At 73.7% G+C, this 17,626-nt stretch carries 13 protein-coding genes and 2 tRNA genes; 10 read left to right on the top strand and 5 right to left on the bottom strand.

The features are described from left to right. Nucleotides 1-202: 202 nt before the first annotated feature. The 4 genes from ACFVU9_RS21975 (at nucleotide 203) to ACFVU9_RS21960 (ending at nucleotide 4,370) form a co-directional block, all read left to right on the top strand. A complete protein-coding gene (locus ACFVU9_RS21975; RefSeq protein WP_380435208.1) occupies nucleotides 203-1,183 on the top strand; it encodes an ABC transporter permease in 981 nt (326 codons plus the stop codon). Nucleotides 1,184-1,198: 15 nt separating this feature from the next. Then, the gene (locus ACFVU9_RS21970; RefSeq protein WP_380435207.1) at nucleotides 1,199-2,134 is read left to right on the top strand and encodes an ABC transporter permease; all 936 of its coding nucleotides are present in this window, start codon (nucleotides 1,199-1,201) and stop codon (nucleotides 2,132-2,134) included. Beyond that, entirely contained in the window at nucleotides 2,131-4,206 is a 2,076-nt protein-coding gene (locus ACFVU9_RS21965) for a dipeptide ABC transporter ATP-binding protein (RefSeq protein WP_387595603.1), read from the top strand. Before ACFVU9_RS21970 ends, ACFVU9_RS21965 begins: the two co-directional genes overlap by 4 nt. Nucleotides 4,207-4,296: 90 nt before the next feature. After that, nucleotides 4,297-4,370 (top strand) — tRNA-Lys (locus ACFVU9_RS21960). 98 nt (nucleotides 4,371-4,468) lie between these two features. Here the strand turns inward: ACFVU9_RS21960 and ACFVU9_RS21955 are convergent. Together ACFVU9_RS21955 and ACFVU9_RS21950 are read right to left on the bottom strand one after the other, a co-directional pair. After that, nucleotides 4,469-5,350: an alpha/beta fold hydrolase gene (locus tag ACFVU9_RS21955; protein WP_380511163.1), complete on the bottom strand. Its 882-nt coding sequence runs from the start codon at nucleotides 5,348-5,350 to the stop codon at nucleotides 4,469-4,471. Next, complete coding sequence (locus ACFVU9_RS21950; RefSeq protein ID WP_387595600.1) at nucleotides 5,347-6,183, bottom strand: DUF998 domain-containing protein; 837 nt, start codon at nucleotides 6,181-6,183, stop codon at nucleotides 5,347-5,349. The genes ACFVU9_RS21955 and ACFVU9_RS21950 overlap by 4 nt, the downstream gene beginning before the upstream one ends. A 124-nt stretch (nucleotides 6,184-6,307) precedes the next feature. Here ACFVU9_RS21950 and ACFVU9_RS21945 point away from each other — a divergent pair. The 3 genes from ACFVU9_RS21945 to ACFVU9_RS21935 all read left to right on the top strand — a co-directional run bounded on the left by ACFVU9_RS21945 (nucleotide 6,308) and on the right by ACFVU9_RS21935 (nucleotide 10,305). Further along, a tRNA-Lys gene (locus ACFVU9_RS21945) sits at nucleotides 6,308-6,381 on the top strand. 234 nt (nucleotides 6,382-6,615) lie between these two features. Continuing rightward, nucleotides 6,616-8,970, top strand: a complete 2,355-nt coding sequence (locus ACFVU9_RS21940; protein ID WP_387595597.1) for a transglycosylase domain-containing protein — start codon at nucleotides 6,616-6,618, stop codon at nucleotides 8,968-8,970. Between the two features lie 231 nt (nucleotides 8,971-9,201). Beyond that, nucleotides 9,202-10,305 carry a DMT family transporter gene (locus tag ACFVU9_RS21935; protein WP_387595594.1) on the top strand — a complete coding sequence of 368 codons (1,104 nt, stop codon included), beginning with the start codon at nucleotides 9,202-9,204 and terminating at the stop codon, nucleotides 10,303-10,305. On the opposite strand, the gene lepB is transcribed toward ACFVU9_RS21935, so the two are convergent. Both lepB and ACFVU9_RS21925 read right to left on the bottom strand, forming a co-directional pair. Then, nucleotides 10,268-11,044 carry a signal peptidase I gene (gene lepB, locus ACFVU9_RS21930; RefSeq protein WP_380435201.1) on the bottom strand — a complete coding sequence of 259 codons (777 nt, stop codon included), beginning with the start codon at nucleotides 11,042-11,044 and terminating at the stop codon, nucleotides 10,268-10,270. The genes ACFVU9_RS21935 and lepB overlap by 38 nt on opposite strands. A 232-nt stretch (nucleotides 11,045-11,276) precedes the next feature. Beyond that, nucleotides 11,277-11,612: a chorismate mutase gene (locus ACFVU9_RS21925; RefSeq protein WP_387595590.1), complete on the bottom strand. Its 336-nt coding sequence runs from the start codon at nucleotides 11,610-11,612 to the stop codon at nucleotides 11,277-11,279. 287 nt (nucleotides 11,613-11,899) lie between these two features. Here ACFVU9_RS21925 and ACFVU9_RS21920 point away from each other — a divergent pair, with 287 nt between their 5' ends. Together ACFVU9_RS21920 and ACFVU9_RS21915 are read left to right on the top strand one after the other, a co-directional pair. Continuing rightward, nucleotides 11,900-12,325: an OsmC family protein gene (locus tag ACFVU9_RS21920; protein ID WP_380435199.1), complete on the top strand. Its 426-nt coding sequence runs from the start codon at nucleotides 11,900-11,902 to the stop codon at nucleotides 12,323-12,325. A 395-nt stretch (nucleotides 12,326-12,720) separates the two neighbouring features. Then, nucleotides 12,721-14,676 carry a putative bifunctional diguanylate cyclase/phosphodiesterase gene (locus ACFVU9_RS21915; RefSeq protein WP_380435198.1) on the top strand — a complete coding sequence of 652 codons (1,956 nt, stop codon included), beginning with the start codon at nucleotides 12,721-12,723 and terminating at the stop codon, nucleotides 14,674-14,676. A gap of 613 nt (nucleotides 14,677-15,289) precedes the next feature. Here the strand turns inward: ACFVU9_RS21915 and ACFVU9_RS21910 are convergent. Beyond that, nucleotides 15,290-16,378 carry an LLM class flavin-dependent oxidoreductase gene (locus ACFVU9_RS21910; protein WP_380491366.1) on the bottom strand — a complete coding sequence of 363 codons (1,089 nt, stop codon included), beginning with the start codon at nucleotides 16,376-16,378 and terminating at the stop codon, nucleotides 15,290-15,292. A gap of 639 nt (nucleotides 16,379-17,017) precedes the next feature. Between ACFVU9_RS21910 and ACFVU9_RS21905 the strand changes: the two genes are divergently transcribed. Beyond that, a complete protein-coding gene (locus ACFVU9_RS21905; RefSeq protein WP_380435299.1) occupies nucleotides 17,018-17,605 on the top strand; it encodes a DedA family protein in 588 nt (195 codons plus the stop codon). The last annotated feature ends 21 nt before the right edge of the window (nucleotides 17,606-17,626 follow it).

Here is a 17,626-nt window from a genome sequence, read left to right as displayed (position 1 = left end):
ACCAGAGGCAGGAGTTCACGTCTGATCCAAAAGTCACACGCGGCAACACGCGTGCAACACGGCGGCCGTACGCCGCTGGAACACTCTGACCTGCTGCTTCCCGACAGCCCGTGACACGGCCCGCACCCGGGCCACCGACCGAAGGCCACCACCCGATGCCCACCAGACGCGTCGGCCCCACCCCCACCCAGGGCGGCCGCTGATGCTCCGCTACCTCGCGAAGCGGCTGAGCTACTACGCCGTCCTGCTCGTCGCCGCCGTGTTCCTGGCCTACGCGATATCCGCGGCCGCCCTCCAGCCGCGCACCTACTTCGAGGCCAAGGTCCCCCGTCCGTCCGCCGAATCGGTCGAGCACCAGCTCACCGCCCTCAACCTGAACGACCGCACCCCGGTGGTCGTGCGCTTCGGCCACTGGGCCGACGGCCTGGTCCACGGCGACCTCGGCCGGACCATCCACGACACCCCGGTGACGGACGACTTCGGCCGGCGGATCTGGGTCTCGCTGCGGCTGCTGCTGATCGGCAGCCTGCTCGGCATGGTGCTCGGCGTCGCGGTCGGCGCCTGGAGCGCCGTGCGGCAGTACCGGATATCCGACCGGCTGCTGACCCTGCTCTCCTTCGTCCTCCTCTCCACCCCGGTCTTCCTGGTCGCCCTCTTCCTCAAAAACGGCGCCATCGCCGCCAAGGACGCGGCCGGCCACGAGGTCGTCCCGTTCACCGGCTACGAGACCCCCGGGCTCGCCGGCGGCCTCGGCGCCCACCTCTCCGACTGGGCGCTCCACCTCCTGCTGCCGACCATGTCGCTCGCGCTGTACGGCCTCGCCACCTACAGCCGCTACCAGCGCGGCATCATGCTCGACGTGCTCGGCTCGGACTACCTGCGCACCGCCGAGGCCAAGGGCCTCACCCGCGGCCGGGCCCTGCTCAAGCACGGGCTGCGCACCGCCGTGATCCCGATGTCGACGATGTTCGCCTACAGCTTCCTCGGCATCTTCACCGGCGCGGTGTTCACCGAGACGATCTTCGGCTGGCACGGCATGGGCGAGTGGCTGATCCAGGCGATCAACGAACAGGACGTCAACTCCGTCGTCGCGGTCAACCTGTTCACCGCCCTCGTCGTCCTCGCCTCCGGCTTCCTCGCCGACACCCTGCACGCCGCCCTCGACCCGCGCGTGCGGTCCTGACCGGAGGTGACCCAGATGACCACCGTCGCCGCAGAACCGGCCGGACCCGCCGCCCCGGCCCCCGCGCCCCGCGGCACCGGCCGCGCCCGGCTCGTCCTCACCCGGCTGCTCGCCGCCCGCGGAGCGCTCGCCGGGGCCGTCCTCGTCCTGCTGCTGTTCGCACTCGCCTTCGGCGGGCCGTACCTGACGCAGTGGGACTACGCCGCACCCGACTTCGGCGCCCTGCACCAACCGCCCTCCGCCCAGCACTGGTTCGGCACCAACGGGATCGGGCAGGACGTCTTCGCCCAGTCCGTCCGCGGCCTGCAGAAGTCGCTGGTCATCGGTCTGCTGGTGGCGCTCTTCTCCACCGTGCTCGCCTCGCTGGTCGGCGCGTGCGCCGGCTACTTCGGCGGCTGGGCCGACCGCTGCCTGATGTTCGTCGTGGACCTGCTGCTGGTCTTCCCCAGCTTCCTGATCATCACGATCGTCTCGCCCCGGCTGAAGAGCACCGGCTGGATCGCCTTCGTCCTGCTGCTCGCCCTGTTCAACTGGATGATCACCGCCCGGGTGGTCCGGTCCATGACGCTCTCCCTGCGCGAGCGCGAATTCGTCCGCGCCGCACGCTTCATGGGCGTCCGGCCGCTGCGGATCATCCTGCGGCACGTCCTGCCGAACGTCGCGTCCTTCCTCATCATCGACGCCACCATCGCCGTCGGCGGCGCCGTCATGAGCGAGACCGCGCTCTCCTACTTCGGCTTCGGCGTCAAACCGCCGGACGTCTCGCTCGGCACCCTGCTCGCGGCCGGCACCAGCGAAGCGCCGGTGTTCCCCTGGCTGTTCTACTTCCCCGCCGCGCTGCTGGTGCTGTTCGTCCTCGCCGTCAACCTCATCGGCGACGGGCTGCGCGACGCCCTCGACCCCACCGCCGCGGGCGCGCCCCGCCGCCGCGCCCGTAGGAAGAAGCCGTGACCACCGCCGTGACCAGCACCCCCGGCACCGCCCTCGAAACCCCCCTGCTCGCCGTCCGCGACCTGCGCGTCGACTTCGCCGGCCCGCAGGGCCCGGTCCCGGCCGTGCGCGGGGTGGACCTCACCCTGCGGCGCGGCGAAACCCTCGGCATCGTCGGCGAGTCCGGCTCCGGGAAGTCCGTCACCGCGCTGTCCGTCCTCGGGCTGCTGCCCGGCACCGCCCGGGTCCGGGGCTCGGTGCGGTTGGACGGGCGGGAGCTGGTCGGGCTGCCCGGCCGGGAGCTCGCCTCGATCCGCGGCCGGCGGGTCGCGATGGTCTTCCAGGACCCGCTCTCCGCCTTCACCCCGGTCTACCGGATCGGCGACCAGATCGCCGAGGCGATCCGCGTCCACCAGAAGACCGACAAGGCCGCCGCCCGCCGCCGCGCCGCCGAACTCCTCGACCTCGTCGGCATCCCGGCCCCCGACCGCGCGCTCGACAGCTTCCCGCACGAGTTCTCCGGCGGCATGCGCCAGCGCGCGATGATCGCCATGGCCGTCGCCAACGACCCCGACATCCTGCTCGCCGACGAGCCCACCACCGCCCTGGACGTCACCATCCAGGCCCAGGTGCTCGACGTCCTGCGCACCGCCCAGCGGGAGACCGGCGCCGCGCTGGTGCTGGTCAGCCACGACCTCGGGGTGATCGCCGGGACGGCCGACCGGGTCGCGGTGATGTACGCGGGCCGGGTGGTCGAAACGGCCGGTGTGGACGAGCTGTTCGCGGCCCCGCGCCACCCGTACACGCTCGGCCTGATCGGCGCGGTGCCCCGGCTCGACGGCCGCGGCGGGCCGCTCGTCCCGATCCCCGGCAGCCCGGCGCCACTGGCCGACCTGCCGCCCGGCTGCCCGTTCGCCGCGCGCTGCCCGCTCGCCGAACCGCGCTGCTCGACGGCCGAGCCGGAACTGCTCGGCGGGGACGGCCACCTGGCGGCGTGCGTGCGCTCGGCGGAGCTGGCCGAGCAGCGGCCCGCGCCGGCCGACGTGTACCCCGTGCCGGAGGTGCCCGCCCCCGCCGTGACCGGGGCACGCGACACCCGGCCGCAGGTACTGGCGGTCAGCGGGCTCGGAAAAACGTTTCCGCTCCTCAAGGGCACGGTGTTCAAGCGCCGCGTCGGCGAGGTCTACGCCGTGGACGGCGTCGACCTCGACCTCCGCGAGGGCGAGACCCTCGGCCTGGTCGGCGAATCCGGCTCCGGCAAGTCCACGACGCTCTTCGAGCTGCTCGACCTCGCCGCCCCCGAGACCGGCCGCATCGAGCTCCTCGGACAGGACACGTCCCGGCTCACCCGCGCCGAGGCCCACCGGCTCCGGTCGCAGCTGCAGATCGTCTTCCAGGACCCGATGGCCAGCCTCGACCCCCGGATGCCGGTCGGCGACATCATCGCCGAGCCCCTGCGCGCCCAGCGCGCCGCGCGCGACGAGATCGCCGGGCGGGTGCCCGAACTGCTGCGCCAGGTCGGCCTCGAGCCGGAGCACGCCGGCCGCTACCCGCACCAGTTCTCCGGCGGGCAGCGCCAGCGGATCTCCATCGCGCGCGCCCTGGCCGTCCGCCCCAGGCTGCTCGTCCTGGACGAGCCGGTCTCCGCGCTCGACGTCTCCATCCAGGCCGGGATCCTCAACCTGCTGCAGTCGCTCAAGGCCGACCTGGGCCTGTCCTACCTGTTCGTCTCGCACGACCTCTCGGTCATCCGGCACCTCGCCGACCGGGTCAGCGTGATGTACCTCGGACGGACGGTCGAGCAGGGCGACGTCGCCGCCGTCTTCGACCGCCCCCGCCACCCGTACACCCGCGCGCTGCTCTCCGCCGTCCCGCTGCCCGACCCGGCCGCCGAACGCGCCCGGGACCGGATCCTCCTCGCGGGCGATCCGCCCTCCCCCACCCAGCGACACGCCGGCTGCCCCTTCCGCACCCGCTGCCCGGTCTACGCCCGCCTCACGGAGCCCGGGGCACGGACCCGCTGCGAGGAGGAGAAGCCCGCGCTCGCGGGGGACGGGCACCAGGCGGCCTGCCACTTCCCGGACGCCACCTGAAGGCCCGCACGAGAATCTCACGTAACGTGATCGGCCGAATACGATTCGGCGGATCGCCCCGGTCCCGTGTAATGTCTTCCGGGTCAGCAAGCGCCGCTAGCTCAGTTGGTTAGAGCAGCTGACTCTTAATCAGCGGGTCCGGGGTTCGAGTCCCTGGCGGCGCACAGACAGCCGGAAGGCCCTTCGCGAGAGCGAGGGGCCTTCCGGCGTTTGCGGCTCCTGCCGCCGGCCGTCCGCGGGCCGTCCGCGGGCCGTCAGCGAGTCAGTACGTGTCGAGGATCGCCGAGGCCACCGCGTCCGGACGGTCGAACATCACCAGGTGCCCGGCCGGGGCCGTGGTGCGGAAGTCCGCGCCGAGCAGGGCGGCGAGCTCCCGCTGCTCGGCGAGCCAGGCCTCCGTCCGCCGGGAGCGCAGTCCGTCGTCGGCGGCGAGCACGGTGACCGGCAGGCCCTCGGGCAGGGCCCGGGTGCGGCGCAGGCCGTCGAGCTCGGCGGCGACGTCGAGGTAGCGGGCGTTCTCCCGGAGCAGCGCGCGCAGCGCGCGGCCGGTGCGGTAGCAGTGCCGGACGAGGTCCGGCGGGGCCAGGTCCTCGCGGCGGACGGTGGTGAGCCGGGCGGTCAGCCGCCGGGCGGCCGGGCCGAACAGGTACGGCACGGCGAGGGCAGTGGCGGCGCCGGCGGCGCCCCGCACGGCGAGGTCGCGCAGCCCGGGGGCGGGCAGCGGCCGGGGCGCCGGTTCGACACTGCCGTCGACGAGGACCAGCCCGGCCGCCCGCTCGGGGTGCAGCCGGGCGAAGGCCTCGACGTGGAAGCCGGCCAGCGAGTGCCCGGCGAGCGTGCACGGCTCGCGCAGCCCGAGGGCGTCCAGCACGGCCCGGATGCGCCCGGCCTCGCCGGCCGCCGTCGGGGCGGGCCGGCCGGTGGCGGGCTCGGGGGCGCTCAGACCGTAGCCGGGCCGGTCGAAGCGGACGACGGTGCGGTAGGGGGCGAGGAACGGGACGACGAGGTCCCAGTCGAACCAGCTGCTGCCGAGACCGCCGGTGAGCACGCAGACCGGGCCCTCGCCCTCGGTGCGGACGTGCAGCGGCACGCCGTCGATGCGCAGGAACGCCGCCCGGACGGGCGCGGGGCCGGCCGCCGTCATACCGGCTCCCGGCCCGCCCGGTCCCGGGTGGGTGCGGCCCGGTCGCGCACCCGCCGGTCGTCGGCCTCCTCACGGAACAGGCTCCACGCGAGGACGCCCAGCCAGAGCGCGACCAGCAGCACCTGGAGCCGCTGGCCGGCCCCGAGCGCCCAGGTGCCGCGTCCGGCCTGGAAGGCGCCGATCGCGGCGAGGCTCCAGGTGGTCGCGAGCAGTTCGGCGCCGAGCAGCCAGGGCCCGTACCGGCGCACCGGGGGCCACCATCCGTAGCGGCGCGCGGCCACGGTGAGCACGACGAGCCCGGCGAGCGCGCCGATCATGGCGAGGCTGCTGGTGACGGCGTGCGCGGTGTGGGTGGCGGGCACGAGCCCGGCCGTCTCGCGGGCGGCGCACTCCTCGTCGCTCGTGGGGGTGCAGCTGAGCGGCAGCCGGGAGTCGGCGGCGGTCGCCGCACCGAACAGGGCCAGGGCCGACCAGCCCGCCAGTGCCCAGCGGTGGCGGGGCTTCGGGGCGCCGGTTCGGCGGGCGGTGCCGGTTCGGTGAGCGGCACCGACGGGCTCGGTGCCGGTTCGGCGGGCGGTGCCGACCTGCGCGGTGCCGACGAGCGCGGTGCCGGCCGCCGCGAGGACGGCCAGACCGGCGACCAGGTCGGTGGCCCGGAAGAGCCCGCCCAGTGGCTGGTCCGCGGCGGCGAGTTCGCTGATGTACGCCTGGACCGGGTCGAGCCCGGTGCTCAGGACGACCTCCAGCACCCAGGCGGTGTACGCCACCGCGCTGATCAGCAGCAGGACGGCGACGGCTCCGCGGGCGCGCGGACGTCCGGTGGGGCTGGGCACGTTTCCACCCTAACCGCGCCAAAACTCCACCCCAACCGGGAGGAAACGGGCATCGCCGGCCCGGTGCGGCCGGACGCGGTTCGAGGCACCCCTCGGAACCGTGTATTGTTTTCCAGGTCAGCAGGCGCCGCTAGCTCAGTTGGTTAGAGCAGCTGACTCTTAATCAGCGGGTCCGGGGTTCGAGTCCCTGGCGGCGCACAGACAGTGGGGAGTCCCTCGCATCAGCGAGGGGCTCCCCAACTTTTTTGCCCATGGCGTCCGTTTTGCGTGCGTTTTGGATGTGATGTCGGTCTCGATTGCCGCTCCGGAGGAGCCGATCGACCCATCCCGTTCGTCCTGGGCGGTAAACCGGAATCGGGACAAAGGTCCCCCGACCACCGTTGTCCCCGTCTGTGCAGGCTGGCCCGGTCCGCCCGCAGGAAAGGCCGCGCCTTGTCCAGAGATCCCCAGGGCGGCAAGAAGCGCCGCCCCAAGCGCACCGGCTGGCGCCGGCTGATACCGACCTGGCGGATGACGCTGCTCGGCCTCGCCGCCTCGATCCTCCTCGGTGTCGGCCTCTTCGCGCTCGGCATCGCGCTCGTGAAGGTCCCGGACGCGCACGCCGCGGCCACCGCCCAGAGCAACACCTGGCTCTACGCGGACGGCTCGGTGATCACCCGCACCGGCGAGCGCAACCGGCAGAACGTCGGCCTGGACAAGGTCTCCCCCGCCGCCCAGCACGCCGCGCTGGCCGCCGAGGACCGCAACTTCTACCACGAGGGCGCGATCAACGTGCAGGGCCTGGCCCGCGCCGCGATCAACACCGCCAAGGGCGAGGGCACCCAGGGCGGCTCCACGATCACCCAGCAGTACGTGAAGAACACGTACCTGAACCAGAAGCAGTCCGTCACCCGCAAGGTGAAGGAGCTCTTCATCGCCATCAAGGTGGACGCCACCGAGAGCAAGGACGAGATCCTCTCCGGCTACCTGAACACCTCCTACTACGGCCGCGGCGCCTACGGCATCCAGGCCGCCGCGCAGGCGTACTTCGGCATCGACGCCTCCGCGCTCAACGCCGCCCAGGGCGCCTACCTGGCCACCCTGCTCAACGCGCCCAGCGCCTACGACGTGGCCAACACGACCCCGCTGGGCAAGCAGAACGCGGTCAACCGCTGGAACTACGTCATGGACGGCATGGTCAAGGAGGGCTGGCTGTCCGCCGACGAGCGGGCCAAGACCCCGTTCCCGGACGTCAAGGACCCGCAGCCCAACCCCGGCCTGTCCGGCCAGTCCGGCTACCTGGTCGACGCGGCCACCCAGTACCTCACCTCCAGCGGGATCATCAGCGACAACGAGCTGGCCAAGGGCGGCTACACGATCAAGCTGAGCATCGACCCGACCCGCCAGCAGGCCCTGCAGGACGCCGTCCAGGCGCAGCTGCACGACACCCTGAACCCGGACAAGCGCAAGAAGGACGCGGCCGCCCAGGCCGGCGCCGCCTCGGTGGACCCGAAGACCGGCGCGGTCGTCGCCCTGTACGGCGGCGTCGACTACATCAAGCACTACGTCGACAACGCGACCCGGCGCGACTACCAGGCCGGCTCGACCTTCAAGGCGATCGCCCTCGCGGCCGCGTTCGAGAACAACGCCAAGACCCAGGACGGCCGGACCGTCACCCCGCGCACCGTCTACGACGGCACCAGCGGCCGCAAGGTCCGCGGCGGCAAGGGCACCCCGTACGCGCCGCCGAACGAGGGCGACGTCAGCTACGGCCAGATCTCGCTCCAGCAGGCCATCGACAAGTCGGTGAACTCGGTGTTCGCCCAGCTCGCCCAGGACACCGGGCTGCAGAAGGTCAAGGACACCGCGGTCGCGCTGGGCCTGCCCGGCAGCACCCCGGGCCTCGACCCGGTGCCGTCCATCCCGCTGGGCGCGGCCACCCCGAGCGTGCTCGACATGGCCGGCGTGTACGCCACGCTCGACAACGGCGGCAAGCAGATCACGCCGTGGCTCGTGCAGTCGGTGGACCGCGAGGGCGAGGCCGTCCAGCTGCCCGCGCACAAGACCACCCAGGCGATCAGCGCGGACACCGCGAACCAGGTCACCTCGATGCTCCGGGGCGTCGTGAGCGACCCGGGCGGCACCGGCTTCCGGGCGAAGGCGCTGGGCCGGCCGGCCGCCGGCAAGACCGGCACCACGGACGACCAGAAGTCGGTGTGGTTCGTCGGCTACACCCCCGAGCTCGTCACCTCGGTCGCGCTGTTCGGCCAGGACCCGGGCACCGGGGCGCAGGTGAGCCTGAGCGGCGTCGGCGGCATCGACGGCGCGGCCGGCGGCCAGTACCCGGCGCAGATCTGGACCAGCTACATGAAGGCCGCGCTCAAGGGCCAGCCCGTGGGCGACTTCCCGGACCCGTCGGACGGCGGCGACTCCGGCGCGACCGACGCGCCGACCTCCCCCGCCACGCCGTCCGGCACCCCGTCGACGGGCAGCGCCACCGGCAACCCGAACGGCGGCGCGAGCAGCCAGCCGAGCAGCGGCTCGAACGGCTCGCAGAACGGCGGGTCGAACGGGTCCCAGAACGGCGGAGCGAACGGCTCCGACGGCTCGAACTCCGGCGGGAACACCGTGCCGACCGCGCCGCCCACGACGCAGCCGACCACGAACCCCACGTCGCCGCCGACGACCAGGCCCACCACCCGGCCGACGCCGACCACGCAGCCGACGACCGGCCCGACGACGACGCCCACCACCCAGCCGACGGGCGGGACGAACAACGGCGGCACGGGGGCCGGGCCGGGGAACTGATCCCGTCCCGTCCGATCCGGCGGCCCGTCCGATCCGGCGGCTCCTGCGCCCCGGGGTCTCATCCGACCCCGGGGCGTTGCCGTGCGCCTTCACGTCCCCTTGCTTCCCCGTGCTCCCTCTTACTCCCTGCGGGCGAGCGGTGTGAATACTCCACTGCGTACAGTTACCCGCAGGACCAAATGGCGGAATGGCGCCTTACACCATCGGCGGTATGACTGTCACAATGCGTCGGTGCACCAGACAACGGCCCCGTCCGCCCGCCCCTCCGGACGAACCCTCGGCCTCGGCCTCGCGCTGATCTCCGCCTGCGCCTTCGGCGGCTCCGGCACGGCCGCGAAGCCGCTGATCGAGGCCGGGCTCTCCCCGCTCCACGTGGTCTGGCTGCGGGTCACCGGTGCCGCCGTGGTCCTCCTGCCGATCGCCTACCGCCACCGCGACGCCGTGCTCCGCCGCCCCGGCCTGCTGATCGGCTTCGCCCTGCTCGCCGTCGCCGGCGTCCAGGCCTGCTACTTCGCGGCGATCTCCCGCATCCCGGTCGGCGTGGCCCTGCTCATCCAGTACCTCGGCCCGCCGCTGCTCATCGGCTACGTCAAGTTCGTCCAGCGCAAGCCCGTCAGCCGGGGCGCGGCGTTCGGCGCCGCGGTCGCCGTGACCGGCCTCGCCTGCGTGGTGGAGGTCTGGAACGGCCTGAGCTTCGACGCGCTCGGCGTCCTGTTCGCGCTCGGTGCCGCCTGCTGCCAGGTCGGCTACTTCGTGCTGGCCGACGCCGGCCGCCGGGGCGAGCGACCGGTCGACCCGATGGCCGTCAGCGCGTTCGGCCTGCTGATCGGCGCGGTCGTGCTCACCGTGGCGACCCGGCCCTGGGAGGCCGACTGGAGCCCGCTCGGCGGGGACGTCGTGATGAACGGGCACTCGCTGCCCGCGTTCCTCCCGGCCGCCTGGATGGTGCTGGTGGCGACCGTCCTCGCCTACCTGACCGGCGTGGTCTCCGTCGGGCACCTCTCGCCGCCGGTCGCCGGGGTGGTGGCCAACCTGGAGGCCGTCGTCGCCACCGTGCTGGCCTGGATCCTGCTCGGCGAGCACCTCGGGCTGCCGCAGCTCGCGGGCGGCCTGCTGGTGCTCGCCGGGGCGTTCGCGGCCCAGGCGAGCAAGCCGACGGAGGCCGCGGGGTCCGCGCGGGCGGCGGAGTCCGTCGCGGTGGACGCCGTCGCGGTCGAGCCCGTCGCGGGGGCGGTGGCGGCGGCGGCCGAGGCCGTCGCGGTGGACGCCGGGGAGCCGACCACCGCCGAGAGCGGGGTCAGCGGCCGACCCAGCCGAACCAGTCGAAGTGGTTGAGCGGCCACACGACGGCCGACACCGGCCCCACCACGTTGCCCACCGGCACCGCGCCGCCACCCGGGCCGCTGCGGTGGTAGCGGGAGTCCGCCGAGTCGCTGCGGTGGTCGCCCTCCACCCAGATGTGCCCGGCCGGCACCGTCACCGGCCCGAAGTCCAGGCCGGCGCAGGAGTCGTCCCCCGGGTGGAGGTACGGCTCGTCGACCTTCTTCCCGTTCACTGTGAGCGTGGTGCCGGTGCACTGCACGGTCTGACCACCGGTCGCGATCACCCGCTTGACCAGGTAGTTGTCGTCCTTCGGCGGCACCAGCCCGACGAAGCTCAGCGCCGAGGTGAGCGCGTTGGTGAACGGGTTGCCGTCGACCGGCTGCGGCGGGAGCCAGTCGCCCGGGTCCTTGAAGACCACCGGCTGCCCCTGCTCCGGCTCCCAGCCGGTCAGCGGCGCCAGCTTGTTCACGCCGACCCGGTCGCCGATCCGCAGCGTGTTCTCCATCGAGCCGGACGGGATGGTGAACACCTGGAGCAGACAGGTCTTGATCAGCAGCGCGAGCGTCAGGCCGACCGCGATCATCGCCGGGATCTCGATCCACCACGGCCGCGGCTTGCGCCGCGTCCGCCGGGCCTTGCGGGCGCGACCGCCACGGGCCCGGCGGCGGGCCTCGGCGCGACCGCCGGGGGCGGCGGAACTCTCGGCACGGCCCTCGGCCTCGCTCGGCGTTTCGGGCAGGTTCACCGCCATCGTCGCTGCTCCACCTCTCCGGCTGCGGAAACCTGCAGGCTACGCCAACCGTGGAGCCTCACGAAATCCGGACTTTAGCCGCGCCCGACACCCCCGGCACCCCTGACACCGGGCCTCCGGGACGCTGATTCACCGCCGCGGAGCCCGCCGGTACCGGTTGAAAACAGTCGGAACCGGTCGACATCGGTCAGTGCCGGACCTTCTCGGGCCCGCGGCCCTCGTGCGCGGAGCCTCAGGCGCGGGCGATCGCCTCGTGGTGGCGGATGACCTCGGCGATGATGAAGTTCAGGAACTTCTCAGCGAAGACCGGGTCCAGCTTGGCCCCGGCGGCCAGCTCGCGCAGCCGCTTGATCTGGTCCCGCTCCCGCGCCGGATCGGCCGGCGGCAGCTTGTGCTCGGCCTTGAGCCGGCCGACCCGCTGGGTCGCCTTGAACCGCTCGGCCAGCATGTGGACCACCGCGGCGTCGATGTTGTCGATGCTCTCGCGCAGGCTGGTCAGCTCGGCGCGCACGGCGTCGTCCACCCCCGCGGGCGGAGCGGCGTCGGAGGTCGTGGGGTGGTCCGTCATCGCGGCGGCTCCCGGAAAGGCTGGTGGTGGAAACCCGGCCGTACGGCGGCCGAGCTCGGGCCCGCGCCAATCTAACAGGGCTCCCGGCCCCGGTCCCCTCCGTTGCACCCGACCGTCCACGATCCGGACGGCGCACGCACCGCCGCACCGCCGGGCACCCGAAGTACCCGGGGACGGACCGGGGCCCACCGTAGGCTGGTGCGTGCATGACCGGAAGTGACGCACCAGCAATTCCTCAGCTGCTCCTCAGCAGTTCCGCAGCAATGTCAGCAATGGAGGTACCGATCGTGGCTACGACCCGCACCGCCCGCACCGCCTGGGAGGGCAACCTGCTCCAGGGCAAGGGGCAGGTGACCTTCGCCTCGTCCGGCATCGGTGAGTACCCCGTCTCCTGGGCGGCCCGTGCCGAGGAGCCCAACGGCAAGACCAGCCCGGAGGAGCTGATCGGCGCCGCGCACTCCGCGTGCTTCTCGATGGCCCTCTCGCACGCCCTGGCCGGCGCCGGCACCCCGCCCGCCAAGCTGGACACCCAGGCCGACGTGACCTTCCAGCCCGGCGCCGGCATCACCGGCATCCACCTGACCGTGGTCGGCGACGTCCCGGGCCTGGACGAGGCCGGCTTCGTGAAGGCCGCCGAGGACGCCAAGGCGAACTGCCCGGTCAGCCAGGCCCTCACCGGCACCACCATCACCCTGACGGCCACGCTGGCCTGACGTTCCGGCGGACGCCCCGCCGGCCGAGGCCCCACCCCGCTTCGCGCTCCCGGCGCGCAACCGGTGTCATGGGGCGCGGGTTCGGCGCACGCGCCCCTGGCGCACATCATGTGATGTGTACCGGGGGCGTCTGCATGTACCGCCACGGTTGACCCCAAAGCGGGCGAATCACCCTGGCGGCGGTCACCGCGCGTTGCCGACGCGTCCTATGATCGGCCGCAGCGCCCTGTTCTTCACGCGGGTGTCCACGCGGTCTCCCCCACGCGGCAGTTCCCCGCCGGGCGTCCCGCGCCGGACCGACCCCGAGGACCGCGACAGAGTGCGGAGCCGGCCGCCGCAGTCCCGGGTGACCGGTCGGACCAGCATCAGGCGTCAGCAGCGGACGGGAGCATGCCGTGCCGGGCCAGAACGAGGGGGCCGACGCACACCACCCGGGGGTGGCCCTGGAGGACGGGCCCACCAACCGGGACGGAGCCCGGGACAGCACCCCCGAGGTGGCCCCGGACGCGGCACCCGAAGTGCTCCTCTGCCCCACCTGCTCGGCGCCACTGACCAACGGCGCCCACCGGGCGGACGACGGGACCGACCGGATGCTCACCGCACTGCGGGCCAGCGAGTCCCGCTTCCGGGCCGCCTTCTGCGACGCTGTCATCGGCATGGCCCTGATCGACCCCGACGACCGGATCATCGAGGTCAACCCCGCCTTCGCGGCCCTGCTCGGCCGCGGCGTCGGCGAACTCGTCCGCACCCACCTGCACGAGATCCTCGACCCGGAGGGCATGCCGCACCGGCTCTTCCCCGCCCTCGTCCACGGCGGACGCGAACGGTTCCGGGTCGAGAAGCAGCTCAGGCACCGCGAAGGCCGCACGGTCTGGAGCAAGGTGACCGTCTCCCTCATCCGGGACAGCGCCGGGCACCCCCTCTACACCCTCGCCCTCGTCGAGGACATCACCGAACAGCGCCGGCTCGGCGACCGCCTCGAATACCAGGCCCTCCACGACCCGCTGACCCGGCTCCCCAACCGGACCTACTTCTTCGAACGCCTCGACGCCGCCTGCCTCACCGGCGACCCCCGCCCCGCGGACGGGCGCCGCGTCGGCGTCTGCTACCTCGACCTCGACGGCTTCGCCGCGATCAACGAGACCCTCGGCCACCACATCGGCGACCAGCTCCTGATCGCCGTCGCCACCCGGCTGCGCGGCGGCTTCCCCGGGCACAGCGCCCACCTGGTCGCCCGGATGGGCGGCGACGAGTTCGCCGTCCTCGTCACCGACAGCGCGGGCAGCGAACAGCTCACCGACCTGGCCGCCCGCATCCTCGAAGCCCTGGAACTCCCCTTCGACATCGCCGGCCACCGCCTGGTGATCACCGCCAGCGTCGGCGTCGTCGAACGCCCCGTGCACGGGACCACCCCGACCGACCTGGTCAAGGACGCCGACGCCACCCTCTACTGGTCCAAGGCCGACGGCCGCGCCCGCTGGACCCTCTACGACTCCGACCGCGGCGCCCACCAGCTCACCCGCCAGCTCCTCGCCACCGCACTGCGCCCGGCCCTCGAACGCGGCGAGTTCACCATCGAGTACCAGCCGCTGGTCGGCCTCGCCGACGGCGCGGTGCACGGCGCCGAGGCCCTGGTCCGCTGGCGCCACCCCCGCTACGGGACGCTCTCGCCCGACCGCTTCATCCCGCTCGCCGAGGAGTCCGGAGCGATCGTGCCGCTCGGCAAGTGGGTGCTGGAGGAGTCCTGCCGCCAGGCCCGGCAGTGGCTCACCGAGTTCCCCGACACCGAGACCTTCGTCAGCGTCAACCTGGCCGCCCGGCAGATCTGGGACTCCGACGTCGTCGCCGACGTCGCCCGCGCCCTCGAACGCACCGGCCTGCCCGCCCGGCTGCTCCAGCTGGAGATCACCGAGAGCGCCCTGCTCGGCCCCGGCGGCCGCCCGCTCCAGGCCCTGCAGGCGCTCGCCGACATGGGCGTCCGGATCGCCATCGACGACTTCGGCACCGGCTACTCGAACCTCGCCTACCTCTCCCGCCTGCCGGTGCACGTGCTCAAGCTCGACGGCACCTTCATCGAGGGCTTCCGCGACCCGGCCCCGGCCGGCCGGCCCGACCACCCGGCCCCCGACAGCCGCCGCAGCGACGCCGACGAGCAGATCGTCGGAGCGATGGTCCAGCTGGCCCACACCCTGGGCCTGACCGTCACCGCCGAGGGCATCGAGAACGCCGCCCAGGCCGAACGCCTCCGCCTCACCGGCTGCGACACCGCCCAGGGCTGGTACTTCGCCCGCCCCGGCGACGCCGAACGCGTCGCCGCCATACTGCGCCGGTCCCGGCCCGCCCCCCGGTAAAGGGCCGGAGCGCGAGCGCCGCCCGTCGGACGGCTGCTGACTCGCGGCTGGCGGCTGGCGGACGGCGGACGGCGGACGGCGGACTGAGCGTCCGCAGGGCCGAGTACCGGGGATCCCCGCGACCCCGGCCACGACGACGGCCGGGCCGGGGGCGCTGGGGCGGCCGGCGGTCAGGCGGCACCCCGGCCGCAGGGGCTCGCCACCTCGCTCTCGGCCGCCCGGTTGCCGGGCGGCTCGGTTGCTCGGCGGCTCGGCGGCGGCTCGGGACGAGCCCGCCACGGTATCTGTCGGCCTGCACGACCGGACGCCAGCAACTGCGGGAAGTCTCCGGCCCGGCGCCCATGACCTGGCAAGGTCCGTCAGGACACGGCCGGTCGCTCGCTCGACGCTTCGCGACGCGCCCGCTTCGGCGCCCAACGGTCGGCTCCGTCGCGATCGGCGTGCGAGGACGTCCGGCCCTGAGGGCTCCAGCCCCGGCACCACCTCTGTGAGCAGGCCCGTTGCCCGCCGGTCCGGTCGCCACCGGAGTCCGCCACGGCCTGCCGGCCAGGGACCCGCCGACCCCGGCCACGACGATGGCCGGGGACAGGCGGTCTGCGTCGGGCGGTCTGCCTCAGGCCGTGGCCGTCAGGCCGTAGGCCTCGGCGATCCGGCCGTAGGAGCGGAGGCGGGCCTCGTGGCCGTGGATGTGGGAGGTGATCATCAGCTCGTCGACGCCCGTTCGCTTGCGCAGGGCTTCGAGGCCGTCGGCGACCTCGCCCGGGGCGCCTAGGACCACGTTGGCCAGCCAGTTGTCGATGAAGTCGGCCTCGACCGGGCTGTACGGGTAGGACTCGGCCTCCTCCGGCGTGGGGATCGGGCCGGGGGTGCCGCGGCGCAGCCGGAGCATGCCGAGGGCCGCGGAGCGGGCTAGGCGGCGGGCGGAGTCCTCGTCGTCGGCGGCCACCGCGCTCACGCCGATGAGGGCGTAGGGCTCGGTGAGGACGGCGGAGGGGCGGAAGGAGTCCCGGTAGAGGTCGAGTGCCGGGAGGGTGTTGGCGCTGCTGAAGTGGTGCGCGAAGGCGAAGGGCAGGCCGAGGCGGCCGGCGAGCTGGGCGCTGAAGCCCGAGGAGCCGAGGAGCCAGATCGGCGGTCGGGCGTCGCCGTTGGGGACGGCCGTGAGCCGGGCGTACGGGTGGCCGGCCGGGAAGTCGCCGTCGAGGAAGTGGGTCAGTTCGGCGAGCTGCTGGGGGAAGTCGTCGGCGCCCTCGGCGAGGCCGCGGCGCAGTGCCCGGGCGGTGGCCTGGTCGGTGCCGGGGGCGCGACCGAGGCCGAGGTCGATCCGGCCGGGGTGCAGGGCCTCCAGCAGGCCGAACTGTTCGGCGATGGCGAGCGGGGCGTGGTTGGGGAGCATGACGCCGCCGGAGCCGAGCCGGAGCGTGGTGGTGTGGGCGCCCAGGTGGGCGAGCAGGACGGCCGGGGTGGAGCTGGCGACGCCGGGCATGCCGTGGTGCTCGGCGACCCAGAAGCGGTGGTAGCCCCAGCGCTCGGCGTTCCGGGCGAGTGCGGTGGTGGCCGCGAGCGCCTCGGCGGGGGTGTGGCCGGCGCCGACGGTCGCGAGGTCGAGGATCGAGAGCGGGGCGGGTGCGGTGCCGCGGGCGGTGCCCCGGATCGCGGGGGCGGGCGGTTCGGTGCCGTGTGTCTGCTGGTCCTCGGTGGTCATGCCGCTCGCCTTTCCGGTCTCTTCTACTCCTGCCGATCGGGGGCAACCACCGTCCGGCGCCCGCTGTTCCCCGCCTCCGGGGTGTCTCGCGGCACATCTCCGGAGCCGCCGCTCGATCCGCGGCCGGAGCCGCCGCCGACCGGACGTTCGGCTGACGCAGCGCCAGCGGGCGGACACGCGTGGCGACTTCACGCCAGAGCCGGAAGTCGCCAGCCGCAGGTCTCGCGATGGACCGCCGGAGTCCGGCAGGCTGGTGATCAGGAGCGGGGGCATCGATGGGAAGCCCCCCGTTCCCGTTGACAAGGTCGCCGGGCTGGACCAGTTCCGGACGATCCATGCGAGCCCCCGGAGTGGAAACCCCGCTCCGGGGGCTCGTTCCATTCCATGTGCGGCCCGCATCCGTCCGGCCGGGCGCAAATCCGGCAGCGGTTCCACGCCCGGCGGGAAGTGCGGCAGCATGGAATGTGGCGCGGATCACTCCGGCGGCTGGTGCCGCCGACCGCGACGGCTTCGTTCCCCGGCTGTGATCCCGCGCATACCCGGGGTGCTTCATGGCATGAAAAGTCGAGGCGCTAGCGTTGACCCCAGCAGCCACCTGCTCCCCCGGGCGGCGTGGAGGGAGTACGGGCCTTGAACTTCGTGGCGGCGATCGGATCCTCGTGGATCTGCGCCCTGGCGCTCTGCGCCGTACTCGGCGACGCCCTCCTCCCCTTCATTCCCAGCGGCACGCTGGTGATTCTGGCCGTGCTCAAGACCGCGCAGATCGACGGCGCCCCGGTGCTGCTCGGCCTGGGCGTTGCGATTTCCTCGTTCCTCGGCGACCTCCTGCTGCTGCACCTCGCCCGACGCGGCGCCCCGCTGGTCCAGCGGCGGCTGGCGCGGCGCCCCAAGCTCGCGGCGAGCGTGTCCCGGGTGCAGCAGGCCCTGGTCGAACGGCCGCGCGGGGCCGCCGCCGCGATGGTGGTGGTCGCCCGGTTCGTGCCGGCGGGACGGACCGTCCTCGACCTGGCCATCGGGCACTCCCCCGACCACCCGCACCGCTTCCTGCACTGGTCGGCACTGGCGGCGCTGGTGTGGGCCGCCTACATCGTGACGCTGGGCTGGCTGAACAGCCACTGGTTCGACACCGCCTGGCTCAGCCTGGCCGTCTCCTGCACGGCGGCGACCGTGGTGAGCACCGCGATAGCACGAATAGTGCGCCGTAACCGGCGACTCTCGGCACTCTGACGGAGCCCGCCCCCGCGGCGG

The sequence above is a fragment of the Kitasatospora sp. NPDC057936 genome, from assembly GCF_042887525.1.
Classification (GTDB): domain Bacteria; phylum Actinomycetota; class Actinomycetes; order Streptomycetales; family Streptomycetaceae; genus Kitasatospora.
This window is presented reverse-complemented; position numbering and strand designations above follow the sequence as displayed.

Bases quoted from the DNA above. Each gene is read 5' to 3' on its own strand.
- ACFVU9_RS21975 (WP_380435208.1), top strand. From the start codon at position 203: ATGCTCCGCTACCTCGCGAAGCGGCTGAGCTACTACGCCGTCCTGCTC.
- ACFVU9_RS21955 (WP_380511163.1), bottom strand. From the start codon at position 5,350: ATGACGGCGGCCGGCCCCGCGCCCGTCCGGGCGGCGTTCCTGCGCATC.
- lepB (WP_380435201.1), bottom strand. From the start codon at position 11,044: ATGGCGGTGAACCTGCCCGAAACGCCGAGCGAGGCCGAGGGCCGTGCC.
- ACFVU9_RS21970 (WP_380435207.1), top strand. From the start codon at position 1,199: ATGACCACCGTCGCCGCAGAACCGGCCGGACCCGCCGCCCCGGCCCCC.
- ACFVU9_RS21910 (WP_380491366.1), bottom strand. From the start codon at position 16,378: ATGACCACCGAGGACCAGCAGACACACGGCACCGAACCGCCCGCCCCC.
- ACFVU9_RS21925 (WP_387595590.1), bottom strand. From the start codon at position 11,612: ATGACGGACCACCCCACGACCTCCGACGCCGCTCCGCCCGCGGGGGTG.